Raw genomic sequence first — 16,420 nt, forward strand, 5'->3', positions numbered from 1 at the left:
CCGTCTGCCTGCAGGCGGGGCCGAACTTTGTCAGCCTGGTAGTTCTGGTGGCCGGTGCGCGAAGCCCGGCGCTGTACGGAAGGACGGTCCCCGTGACGGAGGCAGCGGAGCTTCCCCCCGCGCCCGAACAGGCGCGGGAAGTGTTCGGTGAGCGCTTCGCCGACGCGGTTCGCTATGCGGAGCTGCTCGCCGAGGCGGGAGTGCAGCGCGGCCTGATCGGCCCGCGCGAGGTGCCCCGCCTGTGGGAACGGCACCTGCTGAACTGCGCTGTGCTCTCGGAAGCGGTCCCCGAGGGGGTGACGGTGTGCGATGTCGGCTCCGGAGCCGGCCTGCCGGGCATCCCGCTGGCTCTGGTCCGGGACGACCTGAACATCACCCTGCTGGAGCCGCTGCTGCGGCGCACCAACTTCCTCACCGAGGTGGTCGAGCTGCTGGGCCTGGACCACGTCACCGTGGTGCGGGGCCGGGCCGAGGAAGTCATGGGCAAGTTGCCGCCCGTGCACGTGGTGACCGCCCGCGCCGTGGCCCCGCTGGACCGGCTGGCCACGTGGGGCGTTCCCCTGCTGCGTCCCTACGGCGAGATGCTGGCGCTCAAGGGGGACACCGCCGAGGAGGAGCTGAAGTCGGCCGCCACGGCCCTCAGCAAGCTCGGCGCGGTGTCGACGTCCATCCTCCATGTCGGTGAGGGCGTGGTGGATCCCGCGTCCACCGTGGTGCGGGTGGAGGTCGGCGAGAGCCCGGGCGGCGTTCGGTTCGCCGCCAAGCGTGCCAAGGCCGCTCGAACGGGACGGGCGCGGCGACGCCGCTGACCGTTTCGTCCGTGTGAAACGCCACAGGAGGCGGCTACCCGGTCAGGGGTGGCCGCCTCCTGCGGTGTGCTCTCTCGTTACGGCGTCTTCGTGAAGCAGACGTCCGGACGCAGGGAGATGGAGCGGCAGACCTTCTTGATCGTCACGGTGCCCCCGTGGCCGCTGTACGTGGTCGTCCCCTTGCCCTTCTTGTTCCACAGCGTGAAGATCTCGCTGCCGTGGCCCGCGCGGGTGTACTGCACATACACCTCGTTGTCGTCATCGGCGAGGTCCTTGACCGCAGCCACGCCGTGGTCGCTGTCGGTGCGGTAACCGTGACCCCAGATCACCTTGATGTCCTGGTCGGCGAAGGCCGGGGTGGCGGTGGCCAGAACGCTGAGACCCAGCGCCACGGCCACGAGACGGCCTATCGTCTTGGTCTTCATGGAGTGTTGCTTCCTTCGCTGGTCGAATCCGTTGGCAAAAATGGCACGGCGAACCGACAAAGGGATGTGATGTGCACCGCTGGTCATGCGGTGAAAGCCCCCGTCCCCGTACGTCTTCGACCCTAGCAGTTGTCGATCTTGGACGGTGTTGGAGGGCGTGTGAGGGGCGGGCAGCGGAGGCGGTCGGTGACTACTGACGGGTCACGCTGTGCTGTGAGTGAGGGATGAATGTCTCCGCGGAGAGGCTCCAGCGGAGTGTCGCTCTCGTCGGAGACGGATTGTTGTCATCGTGTTTCACGTGAAACGTCGCTCACTGCTGCACGGCATCATCAGTCGGGGACGCGCTGCGGCCGAACCTCGAGACCGCAAGCCCCTCGGTTCGCTCGGGAAGGCAGCGGAGTTGTCCACAGAGGTGGATTTCTCCACAGAACAACAGGCCTCACTGGTTCGCGACCCCGAAGGCATGGGAGGCTCTGTTCATTGCGAGCCTGAAGTCGAGGAGAGTGAATCCTTGCGGTCCGACGCCAACATCGCGGGACCGATGACCGATCCGGTCCCCGGCCCCCGTACCGAGTCGATGGGGACGGATGTTTCACGTGAAACACCGCCCCCGATGGACGACACTCCCATCGGTCGTGCTGCCCAGTTGGCGGTGGAGGCTCTGGGGCGGGCCGGTGAAGGCCTGCCACGCCCGGAGCAGACCCGAGTCATCGTGGTCGCCAACCAGAAGGGCGGCGTCGGCAAGACGACGACGACCGTCAACCTCGCCGCTTCGCTGGCTCTTCACGGCGGCCGCGTCCTGGTGATCGACCTCGACCCACAGGGAAACGCTTCCACCGCGCTGGGGATCGACCACCACGCAGAGGTCCCGTCGATCTACGACGTACTGGTGGAGAGCAAGCCGCTCGCCGATGTCGTCCAGCCGGTGCCGGACGTCGAAGGTCTCTTCTGCGCCCCGGCCACCATCGATCTCGCTGGTGCGGAGATCGAGCTGGTCTCCTTGGTGGCCCGGGAGAGCCGGCTGCAGCGGGCCATCCAGGCGTATGAGCAGCCGCTGGACTACATCCTCATCGACTGCCCGCCGTCGCTGGGTCTGCTGACGGTCAACGCTCTGGTCGCCGGCCAGGAAGTGCTCATCCCCATCCAGTGCGAGTACTACGCGCTGGAGGGGCTGGGTCAGCTGCTGCGCAACGTCGACCTGGTGCGGGGCCACCTCAATCCCACCCTGCATGTGTCGACCATCCTGCTCACCATGTACGACGGCCGGACGCGTCTCGCCTCGCAGGTCGCGGAGGAGGTGCGTACCCACTTCGGTGACGAGGTGCTCCGCACGAGCATCCCGCGTTCGGTCCGTATCTCCGAGGCGCCGAGTTATGGCCAGACGGTGTTGACCTACGATCCTGGATCGAGCGGCGCCCTCTCCTACCTTGAGGCCGCCCGAGAAATCGCGCTGAGGGGCATTGGCATCAGCTACGACGCCAGCCAGGCCCACATCGGCGCCCAGAATGATCCGAACATGGTGGAGGGGATCCAGTGAGCGAGCGACGGAGGGGGCTGGGCCGCGGGCTCGGCGCATTGATCCCCGCTGCCCCGACCGAGAAGGAGCCGGCTGCGACCGCATTGGGGGGCACAGCTTCCACGTCCCCGGCTGCGGTGCCGCTGATGTCCGACCGTGGGGTGGCCGCGGCGAAGGTGACCACACTGCCGCCTGTCTCCCACGAGGCTGAGGAGCCCTCGGCAAGCACCGCCGCAGAGGCGCCCGCGCCTCCCGTGGGGGCCCACTTCGCCGAGCTTCCGCTGGACTCCATCACGCCGAACCCTCGCCAGCCGCGTGAGGTCTTCGACGAGGACGCGCTGCACGAGCTGATCACCTCCATCAGGGAGGTCGGTCTCCTCCAGCCCGTCGTAGTACGGCAGCTCGGACCCGGCCGCTACGAGCTGATCATGGGCGAGCGGCGCTGGCGGGCCTGTCGTGAGGCGGGCCTGGAGGCGATCCCGGCGATCGTCCGGGCCACCGACGACGAGAAGCTCCTTCTCGACGCGCTGCTGGAGAACCTGCATCGCGCGCAGCTCAATCCGCTGGAAGAGGCGGCCGCCTACGACCAGCTTCTGAAGGACTTCAACTGCACCCATGACCAGCTGGCCGACCGGATTGGGCGTTCGCGCCCGCAGGTCTCCAACACTCTGCGCCTGCTGCGTCTCTCACCGGCCGTGCAGAAGCGGGTCGCGGCCGGTGTTCTCTCGGCCGGCCACGCACGGGCGCTGCTCTCCGTCGAGGACTCCGAGGAGCAGGACCGGCTCGCGCACCGCATCGTGGCGGAGGGGCTGTCCGTCCGGGCCGTCGAGGAGATCGTGACCCTGATGGGCTCGCGGCCCCAGAAGGCCACGCGGTCCAAGGGCCCTCGGGCCGGGGGGCGGGTGTCGCCGGCGTTCAACGAGCTGGCTACGCGCCTGTCGGACCGTTTCGAGACGCGGGTGAAGGTCGAGCTGGGTCAGAAGAAGGGCAAGATCACCGTGGAGTTCGCCTCCCCGGAGGACCTTGAGCGGATCCTGAACACGCTCGCCCCGGGTGAGCGCCTGGCTCTCCAGCAGAGCCTGCAGGGTGGCGCGGCCGACGACGCCGACCACTGATCGGCATCAGCGCCCACTGAGCTGAAGAGCGGACGGCGTCCGGTTCTACCGGAAGGCGGTCCGCTCTTTGCTTTGAGGCGGTATCGAGGTCATCGCATCGTGGCTACGATGCGATGGGTATGGCGCATCCACCTTGCGGATCTCTGAGTGGGAAGACAGGGGCCATGCGATCGATGAGCCGCACCGGACTGATGAGCGCGGGCCTGGGTATCGGAGTGGTCGGCGGATTCGTCGGCAGTCTGCTCAGGGAACGAAGCGTCCTGACAGCAGCTCGCGATGCGGCGGGCGAGGGAAGCGAGGATCAGGCTTCATGGGGCGTCGGCTCGTACCGCTCACGCTGGACAACCTCGAGGATCTTCCCCGGCGCTGCCGCTCCTGCGTCTTCTGGGAACTGGATCCCGTCAGCGGCGAAGCCGCGGTGAAGGCCGGCACGTCCGCGCTGGAGAAGGAGTCCTGGATCTCCGCCGTGCTGCTGGACTGGGGGTCCTGCGGCCGGGTGGTGTACGTCGACGACCTTCCCGTCGGCTTCGTGCTCTACGCGCCGCCGGCTTACGTGCCGCGCTCCACGGCCTTCCCCACGAGTCCGCTTTCACCGGACTCTGTGCAGCTCATGACGGCGTTCATCCTGCCCGGCTACCAGGGTCAGGGGCTGGGCCGGGTGATGGTGCAGACGGTCGCCAAGGATCTGCTGCGCCGGGGCTTCAAGGCGATCGAGGCGTTCGGTGACGCCCGTTGGAAGGAACCCGCCTGCCTGCTGCCCGCTGACCACCTCCTGGCCGTGGGCTTCAAGACGGTCCGACAGCATCCCACGCATCCGCGTCTGCGGCTGGAGCTTCGTTCGACGCTCTCCTGGAAGGAAGACGTGGAACTGGCGCTGGACCGGCTGCTGGGGGCGGTACAGAAGGAACCCGCACTGCGGCCGCTGTGACAGCGAGCCAGTGCCCCATCATGCGAATGGGCCAACCCATTGGGGTTGGCCCATTCGTGTTTCACGTGAAACATGCGCCGTCGGTTTGACGGCGTCCACCGACTACTCGGCGATGAACTCCTCAAGGTCCCGCACGATGGCGGCCTTCGGCTTGGCGCCGACGATCGTCTTGGCGACCTCGCCGCTCTGGTAGACGTTCAGCGTCGGGATGGACATGACGCCGTACTTGGCCGCCGTACCCGGGTTCTCGTCAATGTTGAGCTTGACGATCTCGATCTTGTCACCGTACTCGGCGGCGATCGCCTCCAGCGACGGGGCGATCTGGCGGCACGGACCGCACCAGGCTGCCCAGAAGTCCACCAGGACGGGCTTGTCGTTCTTGAGGACGTCCTGCTCGAAGGAAGCGTCGGTCACGTTCTTCAGAGTGCCGGCCACGGCGGGCTCCTTAACTTGATCGTGCGGTGAGGCGGGAGAAGGCGAGGATCAGACGGCGGGGGTCTTCTCGGGCTCTGCCTTGTCCTCGTCCGCGAGGGCGGCGAGGAAGCGCTCGGCGTCGAGAGCGGCGGAGCAGCCGGTGCCGGCCGCGGTGATCGCCTGTCGGTAAGTGTGGTCGACCACGTCACCGGCGCCGAAGACTCCGGTCACATTGGTGCGGGTGGACGGAGCGGCGACCTTCAGGTACCCCTCCTCGTCCAGGTCCAGCTGGCCCTTGAAGAGCTCGGTGCGCGGGTCGTGGCCGATCGCGATGAACAGACCGGTCACCGGCAGCTCCGACAGCTCGCCGGTCTTGATGTTGCGCAGCTTGAGCCCGGAGAGCTTCTGGTCGCCCTGGACCTCGGCGACCTCGCTGTCCCAGACGAACTTGATCTTCGGGTCGCCGAAGGCACGCTCCTGCATCGCCTTGGAAGCGCGCAGCGTGTCCCGGCGGTGGACGATCGTGACCGACTTGGCGAACCGGGAGAGGAAGGTGGCCTCCTCCATCGCGGTGTCGCCACCGCCGATCACGGCGATGTCCTGGTCCCTGAAGAAGAACCCGTCACAGGTGGCGCACCAGGAGACACCGCGGCCGGAGAGGGCGTCCTCGTTCGGCAGCCCGAGCTTGCGGTGCTGGGAGCCGGTCGTGACGATCACGGCCTTGGCACGGTGGACCGTACCGGCGGTGTCCGTGACGGTCTTGATCTCACCCGTCAGATCGACGGAGACGATGTCGTCCGGGATCAGTTCGGCGCCGAAACGCTCGGCCTGGGCCCGCATGTTGTCCATCAGGTCGGGACCCATGATGCCGTCGCGGAAGCCCGGGAAGTTCTCCACGTCGGTGGTGTTCATCAGGGCGCCACCGGCGGTGACGGCACCCTCGAACACCAGGGGCTTCAGCGACGCGCGCGCGGTGTAGAGCGCCGCCGTGTAGCCTGCGGGCCCGGAGCCGATGATGATCACGTTACGGACGTCGCTCACGGCTTGATTCCTCGTCTCTGGTCTCTGTCAGTCGACCGGTGGAGCCCCTTTCGGAGCTCTCACCCCACCCAACGGATCCTAGGGGGTTCGCATTCCCGGTGTGTTCGGGCACACGGGGATCGCACAGGGTACGGATGACCGCGCGGGCGCCGGGGAATCCTTCGGCGAACTCAGGACCGGGGGAACGACTGTGTCATCAGTACTTCACCGGCGGAGTCGGACTGCTGATGGACGCACTTGGCGTCGACGACATAGGCGGTGACGCGGGCCTTGTCGTTGGCATCGGGCACCACGACTAGATAGGCGCTCTTACCGGCGTAGACACCGGTCTTGGAGCCCAGAACGTCCTCGCGGCTGTTGATCGCCTGGCGGACGCAGTCGGGAACCGGGGGCTGGGACTGAAGCAGCGTGTTGGCGCTCTGGGTGGACCCGGGGCTGGTCTGCTCGGTCCCGATGCCGGACCGCGGCTCGTTGGAAGCGGGCTTCCGGGCCCTGCCCGCGGTCAGCAGCCCCTTCACCTGGCTCTGGACGCTGTCGCCGGAGAAGCGGCCGGCGGACGGTGTCATCGTGCCCTGAGCCGTCGTTCCAGAGCCATCGCCGCCCAGGGACTGCAGAACGAGGGAACCGGCACCGAGGACCGCGGCGGTGAGCAAGGAGCCCAGGACGACGGTCCTCCGGCGTCGCCCACGCCGGGAGCCCTTGCGCCCCGGTCCTGTGGGCGCAGCTGACCGTCCAGCAGGGCGGCCTGAAGAGAGCGAGGTTTCACGTGAAACATGGCCACCGTTCTCCTCGCCCGGCCCGTCCACCCCGGCAACCAGAGCCCGTGCGTCCCCGGTTCCCGGCGCGGTGGATACGGACAGCGCCTCGGCGGCGAGAGCGGCGTCGATGCGGCCGACGACATCCGCCGGCATGTGCGGGGTCTCGTCGACAGTGCCCAGCAGCCCGCGGATCTCCTCCAGGGAGGCGTGGACGTCCGCACACAGTTCACACGATTCCAGGTGCCGGCGTACCTCTGTGCCGCGGTCCGACGTGAGCAGGCCTTCGGTGAGATCGGCGATCTCCGCGACGTCCGGGTGCCCTGCCGTGTCTGTCGTGGAACTCACGCTCGCCCACCTCCGCCCTTCACTACGGCTGAACCACTTGGACCCGCACCGTCGGCGTCCCCGCGACGAAGGTCCGTTGCAGATGGGACGGATGTCCCCTGCACCCGGTTCCGTCCCGCACCGGGTTCTTTTTCATCACTGCCGGTTCCGGGCCGCAGATGCCCCAGCAACGGCAGCAGCCTGGCCCTGCCCCGGGCACAGCGGCTCTTCACCGTTCCGGTCGGCACATCGAGGATCTGGGCGGCCTCGGCGACGGGGTAGCCCTGCATGTCCACGAGGACCAGGGCCGCACGCTGCTCGTGGGGGAGCGTGCCGAGCGCCTCCAGGAGCTGCCGGTACAGGTCGTTCCGCTCGGCGGGGGCCGAGGCCGACTCGTGCGGCTCCAGCAACTGCTCCAGGCGCTCGGTGTCATCGACCGGGGCGGTCTTCCGGGAGGCCGCCTTCCGCGCCCGGTCCAGGCAGGCGTTCACGGTGATCCGGTGCAGCCAGGTCGTGACGGCCGACTGCCCCCGGAAGGTGTGCGCGGCCCGGTAGGCGGACACCAGGGCGTCCTGGACGGCGTCAGCGGCTTCCTCGCGGTCGCCCAGGGTTCGCAGCGCCACGGCCCAGAGCCGGTCCCGATGCCGTCGGACGATCTCGGCGAAGGCATCGGGGTCGCCTTCTACGTGTCGGGCGAGGAGGTCCTCGTCCCGTGCGTCGCCGTATCCGGCGCCATCTCCCATCGGCCCCTCCCGAGTGGAGACCTCAGCTGGTCACCTTGATGTCTGCCACTCGGCCTCGCCAGTGGCCCTGGTTGTCCGCGGGCAGCTTGGTCAACCACACGAGGAGGTACTGCGTCTTGAGGGACTTGCCGGGCTTGAGCGTCACCGTGGTGCCCGAGCCGTCGGCAACCTTGCTGTAGGCGTTGAAAGTCGACGGTTCGGATCCCGTGTTCGCGTCGGCGGCGCGGAGTTCGACCGAGGTCTCGCCCACGAAGGTGACGGTCACCTTGCCGACCTGCTGGACCTTGCCGAGGTCGAGTCTGACGCCGACGCCCGACTTCAGATTGCCGAACTCGGGGCTCAGGTAGTAGTCCGTCTGCCAGTAGGAAGCCGTGCTGCCGTCGTAGACCTTGTCTATGTCGGCCGGCTTCTCGGACTGGTCGGTTCCGAACGGGTCGAAGTCACGGGCGCCCTTGATGGCGATGGGCCGGCCGGCCGTGGGCTTCTTCGGGCTCTTGTCGCCGCCGTCCTGCGTCTGGGTGTTGTTGGTGTCGTTGGAGTTGTCGCCCCGGTCCATCAGGGCGTCCGCGAGTTGCCAGCTGCCCAGGCCCAGCGCGGCGATGAGCAGGGCGGAGACCGCCCACTTCAGGACCTTGCCGGTGCGGCTCTGCAGCGGGGGCGGCGGGGACGCGAGCGGCTGGGTCACTCCGGGGTGCGGCGCGGGGCGACCGTAGGAGCCCTGCTGGTACGTGGTGCGCTGGTACTCCGGCGGCGCGGTGAAGGCCGGCTCCGGCGGGCGGATGCGGGGCATCTCGCCGATCGCCTTGACCAGTTCCTCCGGCGTGGTGCACGCGGCCTCGTGGCGGGATGCGGTGGCGCCGTCGTTGACCAGGGCCCGCATGGCCAGCTCGGACAGGCCGCGGTGCACACCGGCCCGCACCTGGTCCGGTGCGATCAGGCCGATGTCCTTGGGCAGCCCCGACAGGCCGTAGGCGTCGTTCTCGTACGGCCAGCGCTGGGTGAGCGCCGCGTACAGCAGGGCGCCGATGGCCTCGGTGTCCGTGCGCTGCGGGGTGTCGGAGCTGATGCCGCGCAGCGCCGCGTTCACGGCGAGACCGCGGATGCGCCACTGGCCGGTGGAGGTGCGCAGGACGGCGTTCGGGTTCAGCCGGAGGTGGGCGAGGCCTTCACGGTGGGCGGCGGCCATCGCGGACGCCACCTGACTGACCATCTGGTAGGCGTCGTGCGGCTCCAGCGGGCCGGCCGCGAGCAGGGCGGTCAGTTCGGTGGCGTCGGGCAGCCATTCGTGCACGACGTAGACGAGGTCGTTCTCCTCGACGGCGTCGAGGACCTGGACGAAGCGTGGGTCGCCGAGCAGCGCGGAGGAACGGGCGGCGGCCAGCACCGACCGTGCCCGCACATGGTCCGCGGGCAGGATGTGGACGCCGACGGCACGACGCAGTTTCTCGTCCACCGCACGCCAACTGCTGAATCCGTCCAGACGGGTGACGCACTCCTCGAGACGGTAGCGTCTGGCGAGCTTGTGACCGCTGTGCAGTTCGGGTGGCGAAGCTTTCTTGCCGGGGCCCTCCGTCCCGCCGCTCCCCTGCGCCTCGTCGCTGTCCGGGTCCCGCTCCGGGTTATGGGCCACCCCGTCGGCCGTGGACTGGTCCGCCTTCGCGGTCAGCGGCTCATCACCGCTGTTGTCTGCCACGTCGACGGCAGCCGTGCTCCGTTCCGCCACCGTCGTCCCTGCCTCCCCATCCGTTGCACGCTGTCCGACGCCGAAACCAATTGTGCCCACAGTCCGGCGCTATGCACGACACACAGCCGCGGACGATGGTTGTGCGCCTACCCCCGGCTCAGCGCCCCAGACGCCCGCGCACCATACCCACGAGCGAGTTGAGCTCCTCGATCCGCATCCTGCGGGCGGCGACGAAGAAGACACCGAGCAGGACCGCGCCACCGGCGACCAGCGCGGCGAACGAACCGACGACGCCCTGGCCGAGGGTGTGCCCGATGCCGTAGCAGGCCGCACCGCTGAGCAGGGCCGCCGGCACCGAGGCGATGCCGAGCCGGGCGTAGGTCCGCAGCACCCGGGAGCCGTCCAGGTCGCCGCCGAGCCGCTTGCGCAGCCGCCGCCAGGCGACGCCTACACCAATGGCGTAGGCGAGGCCGTAGGCGGCCGCCATGCCCGCCACGGCCCAGCGGGCCGGCAGCAGGAAGTAGCAGAGTCCGGAGGCGGCCGCGTTGACCGCCGCCACGATGACGGTGTTGTAGAAGGGGGTGCGGGTGTCCTCGTACGCGTAGAAGGCGCGCAGGACGACGTACTGCACCGAGTAGGGGATCAGGCCGAGGCCGAAGGCCATCAGCATGTAGCCCATGTTGGTGGCGGAGCCGATGCCGGCGGAACCGAAGATCAGCGTGCACATCGGGATGCCGAGGGCGAGGAAGCCGAAGGCGATGGGCACGATGGCGACCGCGGTGGTGCGCAGCCCCTGGGAGATGTCGTCGCGGACGGCCCCGCCGTCACCCTCGGAGGCCGAGCGCGAGATGCGCGGCAGCAGCGCCGCCATCAGGGACACCGTGATGATGGCCTGCGGCAGGCCCCAGATCAGCTGGGCGTTGGCGTAGGCGGCGAAGCCGGTGCCCTTGACGCCGGAGTCGTCGCCCGCCGCGGTGGACAGCTGGGTCACGACCATGGCGCCCAACTGGTTGGCGAGCACGAACAGGACCGTCCACTTGGCGAGCATCGCGGCCTTGCCGAGGCCGTGACCCTTCCAGTCGAAGCGCAGCCGGATCCGGAAGCCGGTCTCCCGCAGGTAGGGGATCATCGCCAGCGACTGCACCACCAGCCCGAGCAGCACACCGGCGCCGAGGAGCCGCTGGCCCTGGGGCGGGATGGACTCGACGGCCAGGTGGGAGTTGGCGGCGGTGCCGTAGACCCAGATGAACATGCCGAGCGAGATGATGATGACGATGTTGTTCAGGACCGGGGTCCACATCATCGCGCCGAACTTGCCGCGGGCGTTGAGAATCTGACCCATCACCACGTGGATGCCCATGAAGAAGATGGAGGGCAGGAAGTAACGGGTGAAGGTGACCGCGACCTCGTTGGCCGCAGGGTCGTCGGCGATGGTGGGCGACAGCAGCCGCACCAGCAGCGGCGCAGCGAACATCGCCAGGCCGGTCAGCGCGGCCAGGGCCACCATCACGAGGGTCAGCAGCCGGTTGGCGAATGCCTCGCCGCCGTCCTCGTCCTCCTTCATGGAGCGCACGAGCTGGGGCACGAAGACGGAGTTGAGGCCACCGCCGACGGTGAGGATGTAGATCATCGTGGGCAGCTGGTAGGCCACCTGGAAGGAGTCGGCCAGCAGGCCGAGCCCCAGGGCGGCGGCGATCAGCGCGGAGCGGATGAACCCGGTGAGCCGGGAGACCATCGTGCCCGCCGCCATGACCGCACTGGACTTCAGCAGCCCCGCGGCCTTACCGCCCTTCTTCGGGGCGGGTGCGGGGGCGGGCGCGGTGGCGGTGGCGGCGGCCGTACCGGCGGGCTCCGGAGCCCCTGCTGGGGACGGCACCGAAGACGGCACGGGACCGCCGGGAACGGACGGCCCGGGCTGGTAGGAGGCGTCCGCGTACCCGCTCGGCTGCTGCGGGCCCTGGGCGTAGGGCGCAGCCGGGTACGGGTTCACGGGGCCCTGCCCGGGGCCCGGCCCCGAGACCGGGCCGGGGGCGGCCGGGGGATCCATCGGCGCGGGCCCGCCGCCCTGCTGCTGGTCCCGGAAGAGGTGCGCGAAGGCGTCCGGCTCGTGGTACTCCTCACCGGAGTGCGTGACCAGGTCGTCCACGCCCACGAACTGGGTCTTCCGGGGATCGTCGCCGTAGGGCAGGTAGGGGGCGGCGCGGTCCGGCTCCGGTGCCGGCGTCTGCGCCCAGACCCGCGGGTCCGGAGCGTGCGGCGACTGGGGCGGCGGGGCGTACAGCGGCTGCTGCTGCTCGTACGTGCCCGGGGGCGGCGGCGGGTGTGCGGCACGGTCGTACAGCGCCTCGGTCACCGGGTCCTGGGCGGCGAGGTCCTGGGCCCGGTACGGGTCCTGGTCGTAGGCGTCCTGGAGGTACATGTCGTGCTGCGGCGGCACCTGGCCGGGCTCCGGCGGCGACTCGGGGTAGCCCGAGCCGGCCGCGCCCTGGCCGCGGTCACCGTCGTACGGCGCGTTCATGGTTACCCCACCTCATCGTCCCGGGCCACACCGGCCACGACATCGCTCAACGGTCCACTCTCTCACCCGTCCCGGACGGGTCGGCGTTTTCCGATGCGGTGTCCGGCGCAGGGTCACTCGGCTGCTCCGGGCCCTCGGCACCGGGCGGGGCGTCCGACTGGTCGGTGAGACGGTCCGAGGGGGCGCCGGGGTTCCCCGGTTCGCCGTCGTTCTCCCCGCCGTCCGGGCCGGGGCCGTCGTCGTCCGCCTGGCGGGCCGCCGCGCGCTTGCGCTGGGTGTACATCCGGAACCCGGCCAGGACCAGCAGCAGGACACCGCCGCCGATGACCAGCATGACGGTGGGGGTGACCTCGGTGACCTTCACGTCGAAGCTGACCGGGTCGCCGTACTCCTGGCCGTCCTGGGTGTACAGCTGGGCGATGACCGTGACCCGGCCGTTGGCGTTGGCCGCGGTGGGGAACTTCACGGACTGGCTGTGGCCGCCGGAGACCTCGACGGGCTGCTCCTCGTAGGCCTTGCCGCCGATCTTCAGGCGGGTCGGCATCGTCGAGGTGACCCGCAGGACGAGGTGGCTCACGGGCTGCACGAGATTGTTCTGGACGGTCACCGGGATGGTGGCGCTGCGCCCGGAGAGCTTGGTCTCGGACTTGTCGATCAGTTTGACCTGGTCGGTCAGGTCGTCGAGCCAGGCCTCGACATCGCCCCGGAAGCTGTCCGCGTCGTCGCCGCGGCCACGCCAGGACGTGGACATCTCACGGTTTATGGCCCGCCCGAACGGGGTGATCACCCGGGACTGGTCGCTGAGGACCACCTTGAAGTTGTCGAGCTTGTCCTGCGTGCGCGCGATCTGCTCGAACGCCGTCCTCGGCAGCTCCCGCTTGCGCAGTGAGGAGGGGTAGGAGGACGTCGACGGAATGCGCGTGGCGGCGTCCGGGTCCGGCTTGGCCTTGGCGGCCGCGGTGAGGTTCTGCGCCTGGGACCAGGTCCCGCCCTGGAGTGCCTGCACCGCCTTGGCCATCGCCTGGGCCTGGCTCGCCGAGGGCATGCGCTGAGGGGCGACGACGATGCTCCGCTGGGCGTCGGTCTGCGCGTTCACCTCCAGGCTCTGAGCCAGGAACTGCTGGACGGCGAGCGTCGCCGAGCCCGCCTTGGTCAGGTCGTCCTCGAAGGCGGTGGACAGCCGTGCGTCGGAGACCACCGCCGTCGTACCGCCGCCGACCGGGCGGGCCGCGGACGGGGTGTACGGCAGTCCGGCGGTCTCCTGGAGGCTGTCGCTGCGGGCGAGCACGCGGTCGGCGCCGGCTGAGGTGGCGACCTTCATGATCGACGGGTCGACGGCACCGTCCACGGGCCAGGCGAAGTCGGTCGTCGGTGTGACGTGCAGCACGGTCTTCACGGTGGTGGCGGCGACGTCGGTGGCGTCCTTGAGATGGCTGAGCGAGCCGGTGACGCTGGTACCGCTGTGCGCCAGGGAGGCCAGGTCCGGGTCGGCGAAGGGCAGCGCGACGACCTCCTTGCCCACGACGGCCTTCTGCAGTTCGGCCAGCCACTGCTTGGCGACGGCCTGGTGCGAGCCGGCCCTGGTGGTGCCGTCGTCGTTCTGCAGCCGGTAGCCGCCCGCCATGGCGTCCACCGAGGCCAGCAGGTCCGGGTCCATCACCCAGGTGACGTCGAGGTCCTTGCCCAGAGCCAGCATTTGCGCCAGCCGGCCGCCGGGCGAGATCTCCTTGGCCAGGTCGTCGTCCTTGAAGACCGGCGTCTGCAGTTCACCGGCGCCCGTCCTCGCCGTCATGTGGGACGTGGAGAGCAGCGGCCACAGGAACGTCGTCCTGGTCTTGGTGTCCGCGTCGGACGGCTGCCACGGCAGGAACGTCCGCTGGACGCCGAGCACCTGGTCCCATGGCTGGGCGGAGGTCTGGCCGGACAGGGCCACGCCGAACTCGTAGACGCCGTCCTGGCCGAGGTCGAGCTGGTCCACCGGGACGGAGATGCTGAAGTGCTGTGCGACTCCGGGTGCGAGCTGGGAGAACTTCGCCTCGTACTTGTCACCGACCTCGGAGCCGGTGCGTGCTCGGAGATCGTCGGGGTGCCGGGCGACGGCGTCGATCGCCGAGCGGGTGTTGAGCAGGGGGCCCACCCGCAGGCCCACGTGGGCGCCGGTGACGTTCTGCTTACCGGCGTTCGTCACCGTGCCGGACACGGTCACCGTGTCCCCGTCCGTGGGGGCGCTGGGGCTGAGCGAGTCCAGGGAGACGGACACCGGACTGGACGAGGCGGCCTGTGCGGGCGCCGCGGCGGGCAGCTGGAGGAGTCCCGCCAGCAGGGGCACACCGGCGCACAGCGCTCCGGTGCGCCGCAGCCAGCGGCGGGCAGGTGAGGAGGCACTGGTCCCCTGGAAGTCAGCCGCCTCGGCCACGCGCTCGCCCGTCCCTCGTCGTCGTCAGTGGTCGTCGGAATGTGCGTCCACGCATGGTAACGAGGCGCGCAGAGTGGAAGTGCCGCGGTCTGCTCCGCAAGACCAGGGAGCGGCGGCGGCACGTCCTCTATATCCAGTATCGAGGGGAGAGCGGTTGTACGTCGTAAGCACAGCGCTTGTGCAGGTATGAGGGGAGGCGTCCGCACCGCTCGGTGGAGGCGACCGGGGCGGCCGGGGACACGTACCCTCTTCTGTTGTGCCGAACGCCAACGAAGACACTCCCACTGCCCTGAGCCAGGCGCAGCACCGCGCGGTCAGCGAGCTGCTGCGGGTGGCCCCCGTCGCCGACGACCTCGCCCGCCGATTCCAGGCGGCCGGGTTCTCGCTCGCCCTGGTGGGCGGCTCGGTCCGGGACGCGCTGCTCGGCCGGCTCGGCAACGACCTCGACTTCACCACCGACGCGCGTCCCGAGGACGTACTGAAGATCGTGCGGCCGTGGGCGGACGCCGTCTGGGAGGTGGGGATCGCCTTCGGGACGGTCGGCGCGCAGAAGAACGCCCGGGTCGCGGACACCGACTGGCAGTTCCAGATCGAGATCACCACGTACCGGTCGGAGGCGTACGACCGCACCTCGCGCAAGCCCGAGGTGTCCTACGGCGACTCGATCGAGCAGGACCTCGTCCGTCGCGACTTCACGGTCAACGCGATGGCCGTGGCGCTGCCGGAGAAGGAGTTCATCGACCCGCACGGCGGCCTTCAGGACCTCGCGGCCCGGGTGCTGTGCACCCCCAGCACGCCCGAGGAGTCCTTCTCGGACGATCCGCTGCGGATGATGCGGGCCGCCAGGTTCGCCGCTCAGCTCGACTTCGATGTCGCTCCCGAGGTCGTCACCGCGATGACGGAGATGTCCGCGCGGATCGAGATCGTCTCGGCCGAGCGGGTCCGGGACGAGCTGAACAAGTTGATCCTCTCCGCGCAGCCGCGCAAGGGCCTGGCGCTGCTGGTCGACACCGGGCTGGCCGACCATGTCCTGCCCGAACTGCCGGCTCTGCGGCTGGAGAGTGACGAGCACCACCGGCACAAGGACGTCTACGAGCACACGCTGATCGTGCTGGAGCAGGCGATGGCGCTGGAGCAGGAGGGCCCGGACCTGGCGCTCCGCCTGGCCGCGCTGCTGCACGACATCGGCAAGCCGCGCACCCGGCGATTCGAGAAGGACGGCCGCGTCTCGTTCCATCACCACGAGGTGGTCGGCGCGAAGATGACCAAGAAGCGGATGACCGCCCTCAAGTACTCGAACGAGCTGGTGAAGGATGTCTCACGGCTCGTTGAGCTCCACCTGCGGTTCCATGGCTACGGCACCGGCGAGTGGACGGACTCCGCCGTGCGGCGCTACGTCCGTGACGCGGGCCCGCTGCTGGAGCGTCTGCACAAGCTGACTCGGTCCGACTGCACGACGCGGAACAAGCGGAAGGCGGTCGCGCTGTCGCGGGCCTACGACGGCCTCGAGGAGCGCATCGGCCAGCTTCAGGAGCAGGAGCAGCTCGACGCCATCCGCCCGGATCTCGACGGCAACGAGATCATGGAGATCCTGGGGGTGGGCCCCGGTCCCGTGATCGGCAAGGCGTACAAGCACATGCTGGAGCTGCGCCTGGAGAACGGCCCGATGGTGCACGACGAGGCGGTCGCGGCCCTCAAGGAGTGGTGGGCCGAGCAGAACTGAGAAACG

Annotated in this window: 13 protein-coding genes; 5 read left to right on the plus strand and 8 right to left on the minus strand. The window is 69.5% G+C overall.

Annotation, left to right across the window (positions count from 1 at the left end; all coding sequences use genetic code 11):
• Positions 1 to 92: 92 nt before the first annotated feature.
• Positions 93 to 809, plus strand: a complete 717-nt coding sequence (gene rsmG, locus TNCT1_RS08990; protein ID WP_143630218.1) for a 16S rRNA (guanine(527)-N(7))-methyltransferase RsmG — start codon at positions 93 to 95, stop codon at positions 807 to 809.
• A 77-nt stretch (positions 810 to 886) separates the two neighbouring features.
• Here the strand turns inward: rsmG and TNCT1_RS08995 are convergent, their stop codons facing one another.
• Positions 887 to 1,234: a hypothetical protein gene (locus tag TNCT1_RS08995; protein WP_143630220.1), complete on the minus strand. Its 348-nt coding sequence runs from the start codon at positions 1,232 to 1,234 to the stop codon at positions 887 to 889.
• A gap of 463 nt (positions 1,235 to 1,697) precedes the next feature.
• Here TNCT1_RS08995 and TNCT1_RS09000 point away from each other — a divergent pair, with 463 nt between their 5' ends.
• From TNCT1_RS09000 to TNCT1_RS09010, 3 genes are all read left to right on the plus strand, one after another.
• On the plus strand, positions 1,698 to 2,771 hold the full coding sequence (locus TNCT1_RS09000) for a ParA family protein (protein ID WP_143630453.1): 1,074 nt from the start codon (positions 1,698 to 1,700) through the stop codon (positions 2,769 to 2,771).
• Positions 2,768 to 3,865 carry a ParB/RepB/Spo0J family partition protein gene (locus TNCT1_RS09005; RefSeq protein WP_143630222.1) on the plus strand — a complete coding sequence of 366 codons (1,098 nt, stop codon included), beginning with the start codon at positions 2,768 to 2,770 and terminating at the stop codon, positions 3,863 to 3,865. Before TNCT1_RS09000 ends, TNCT1_RS09005 begins: the two co-directional genes overlap by 4 nt.
• A gap of 310 nt (positions 3,866 to 4,175) precedes the next feature.
• The gene (locus TNCT1_RS09010) at positions 4,176 to 4,793 is read left to right on the plus strand and encodes a GNAT family N-acetyltransferase (protein ID WP_143630224.1); all 618 of its coding nucleotides are present in this window, start codon (positions 4,176 to 4,178) and stop codon (positions 4,791 to 4,793) included.
• Between the two features lie 102 nt (positions 4,794 to 4,895).
• Here TNCT1_RS09010 and trxA read toward each other — a convergent pair whose 3' ends face one another.
• From trxA to TNCT1_RS09045, 7 genes are all read right to left on the minus strand, one after another.
• On the minus strand, positions 4,896 to 5,228 hold the full coding sequence (gene trxA, locus TNCT1_RS09015; protein WP_143630226.1) for a thioredoxin: 333 nt from the start codon (positions 5,226 to 5,228) through the stop codon (positions 4,896 to 4,898).
• A gap of 48 nt (positions 5,229 to 5,276) precedes the next feature.
• On the minus strand, positions 5,277 to 6,248 hold the full coding sequence (gene trxB, locus TNCT1_RS09020) for a thioredoxin-disulfide reductase (RefSeq protein ID WP_143630228.1): 972 nt from the start codon (positions 6,246 to 6,248) through the stop codon (positions 5,277 to 5,279).
• 170 nt (positions 6,249 to 6,418) lie between these two features.
• Entirely contained in the window at positions 6,419 to 7,351 is a 933-nt protein-coding gene (locus TNCT1_RS09025) for a hypothetical protein (protein ID WP_143630230.1), read from the minus strand.
• Positions 7,348 to 8,073, minus strand: coding sequence for an RNA polymerase sigma factor SigM (gene sigM / locus TNCT1_RS09030; protein WP_143630232.1), 726 nt, complete (start codon positions 8,071 to 8,073; stop codon positions 7,348 to 7,350). Before sigM ends, TNCT1_RS09025 begins: the two co-directional genes overlap by 4 nt.
• 22 nt (positions 8,074 to 8,095) lie before the next feature.
• Complete coding sequence (locus tag TNCT1_RS09035; protein WP_143630234.1) at positions 8,096 to 9,796, minus strand: protein kinase family protein; 1,701 nt, start codon at positions 9,794 to 9,796, stop codon at positions 8,096 to 8,098.
• Between the two features lie 118 nt (positions 9,797 to 9,914).
• The gene (gene murJ / locus TNCT1_RS09040) at positions 9,915 to 12,275 is read right to left on the minus strand and encodes a murein biosynthesis integral membrane protein MurJ (RefSeq protein WP_143630236.1); all 2,361 of its coding nucleotides are present in this window, start codon (positions 12,273 to 12,275) and stop codon (positions 9,915 to 9,917) included.
• 46 nt (positions 12,276 to 12,321) lie between these two features.
• Positions 12,322 to 14,691, minus strand: coding sequence for a DUF6049 family protein (locus TNCT1_RS09045; RefSeq protein WP_143630238.1), 2,370 nt, complete (start codon positions 14,689 to 14,691; stop codon positions 12,322 to 12,324).
• A 256-nt stretch (positions 14,692 to 14,947) separates the two neighbouring features.
• On the opposite strand from TNCT1_RS09045, the gene TNCT1_RS09050 reads away from it, so the two are divergent.
• Entirely contained in the window at positions 14,948 to 16,414 is a 1,467-nt protein-coding gene (locus tag TNCT1_RS09050) for a CCA tRNA nucleotidyltransferase (RefSeq protein ID WP_143630240.1), read from the plus strand.
• Positions 16,415 to 16,420: the final 6 nt, after the last annotated feature.

The organism is Streptomyces sp. 1-11, from assembly GCF_007176755.1.
In the GTDB taxonomy this organism is placed as follows: domain Bacteria; phylum Actinomycetota; class Actinomycetes; order Streptomycetales; family Streptomycetaceae; genus Streptomyces.

Bases quoted from the DNA above. Each gene is read 5' to 3' on its own strand.
- TNCT1_RS08995 (WP_143630220.1), bottom strand. From the start codon at position 1,234: ATGAAGACCAAGACGATAGGCCGTCTCGTGGCCGTGGCGCTGGGTCTC.
- TNCT1_RS09000 (WP_143630453.1), top strand. From the start codon at position 1,698: ATGGGAGGCTCTGTTCATTGCGAGCCTGAAGTCGAGGAGAGTGAATCC.
- TNCT1_RS09010 (WP_143630224.1), top strand. From the start codon at position 4,176: ATGGGGCGTCGGCTCGTACCGCTCACGCTGGACAACCTCGAGGATCTT.
- sigM (WP_143630232.1), bottom strand. From the start codon at position 8,073: ATGGGAGATGGCGCCGGATACGGCGACGCACGGGACGAGGACCTCCTC.
- murJ (WP_143630236.1), bottom strand. From the start codon at position 12,275: ATGAACGCGCCGTACGACGGTGACCGCGGCCAGGGCGCGGCCGGCTCG.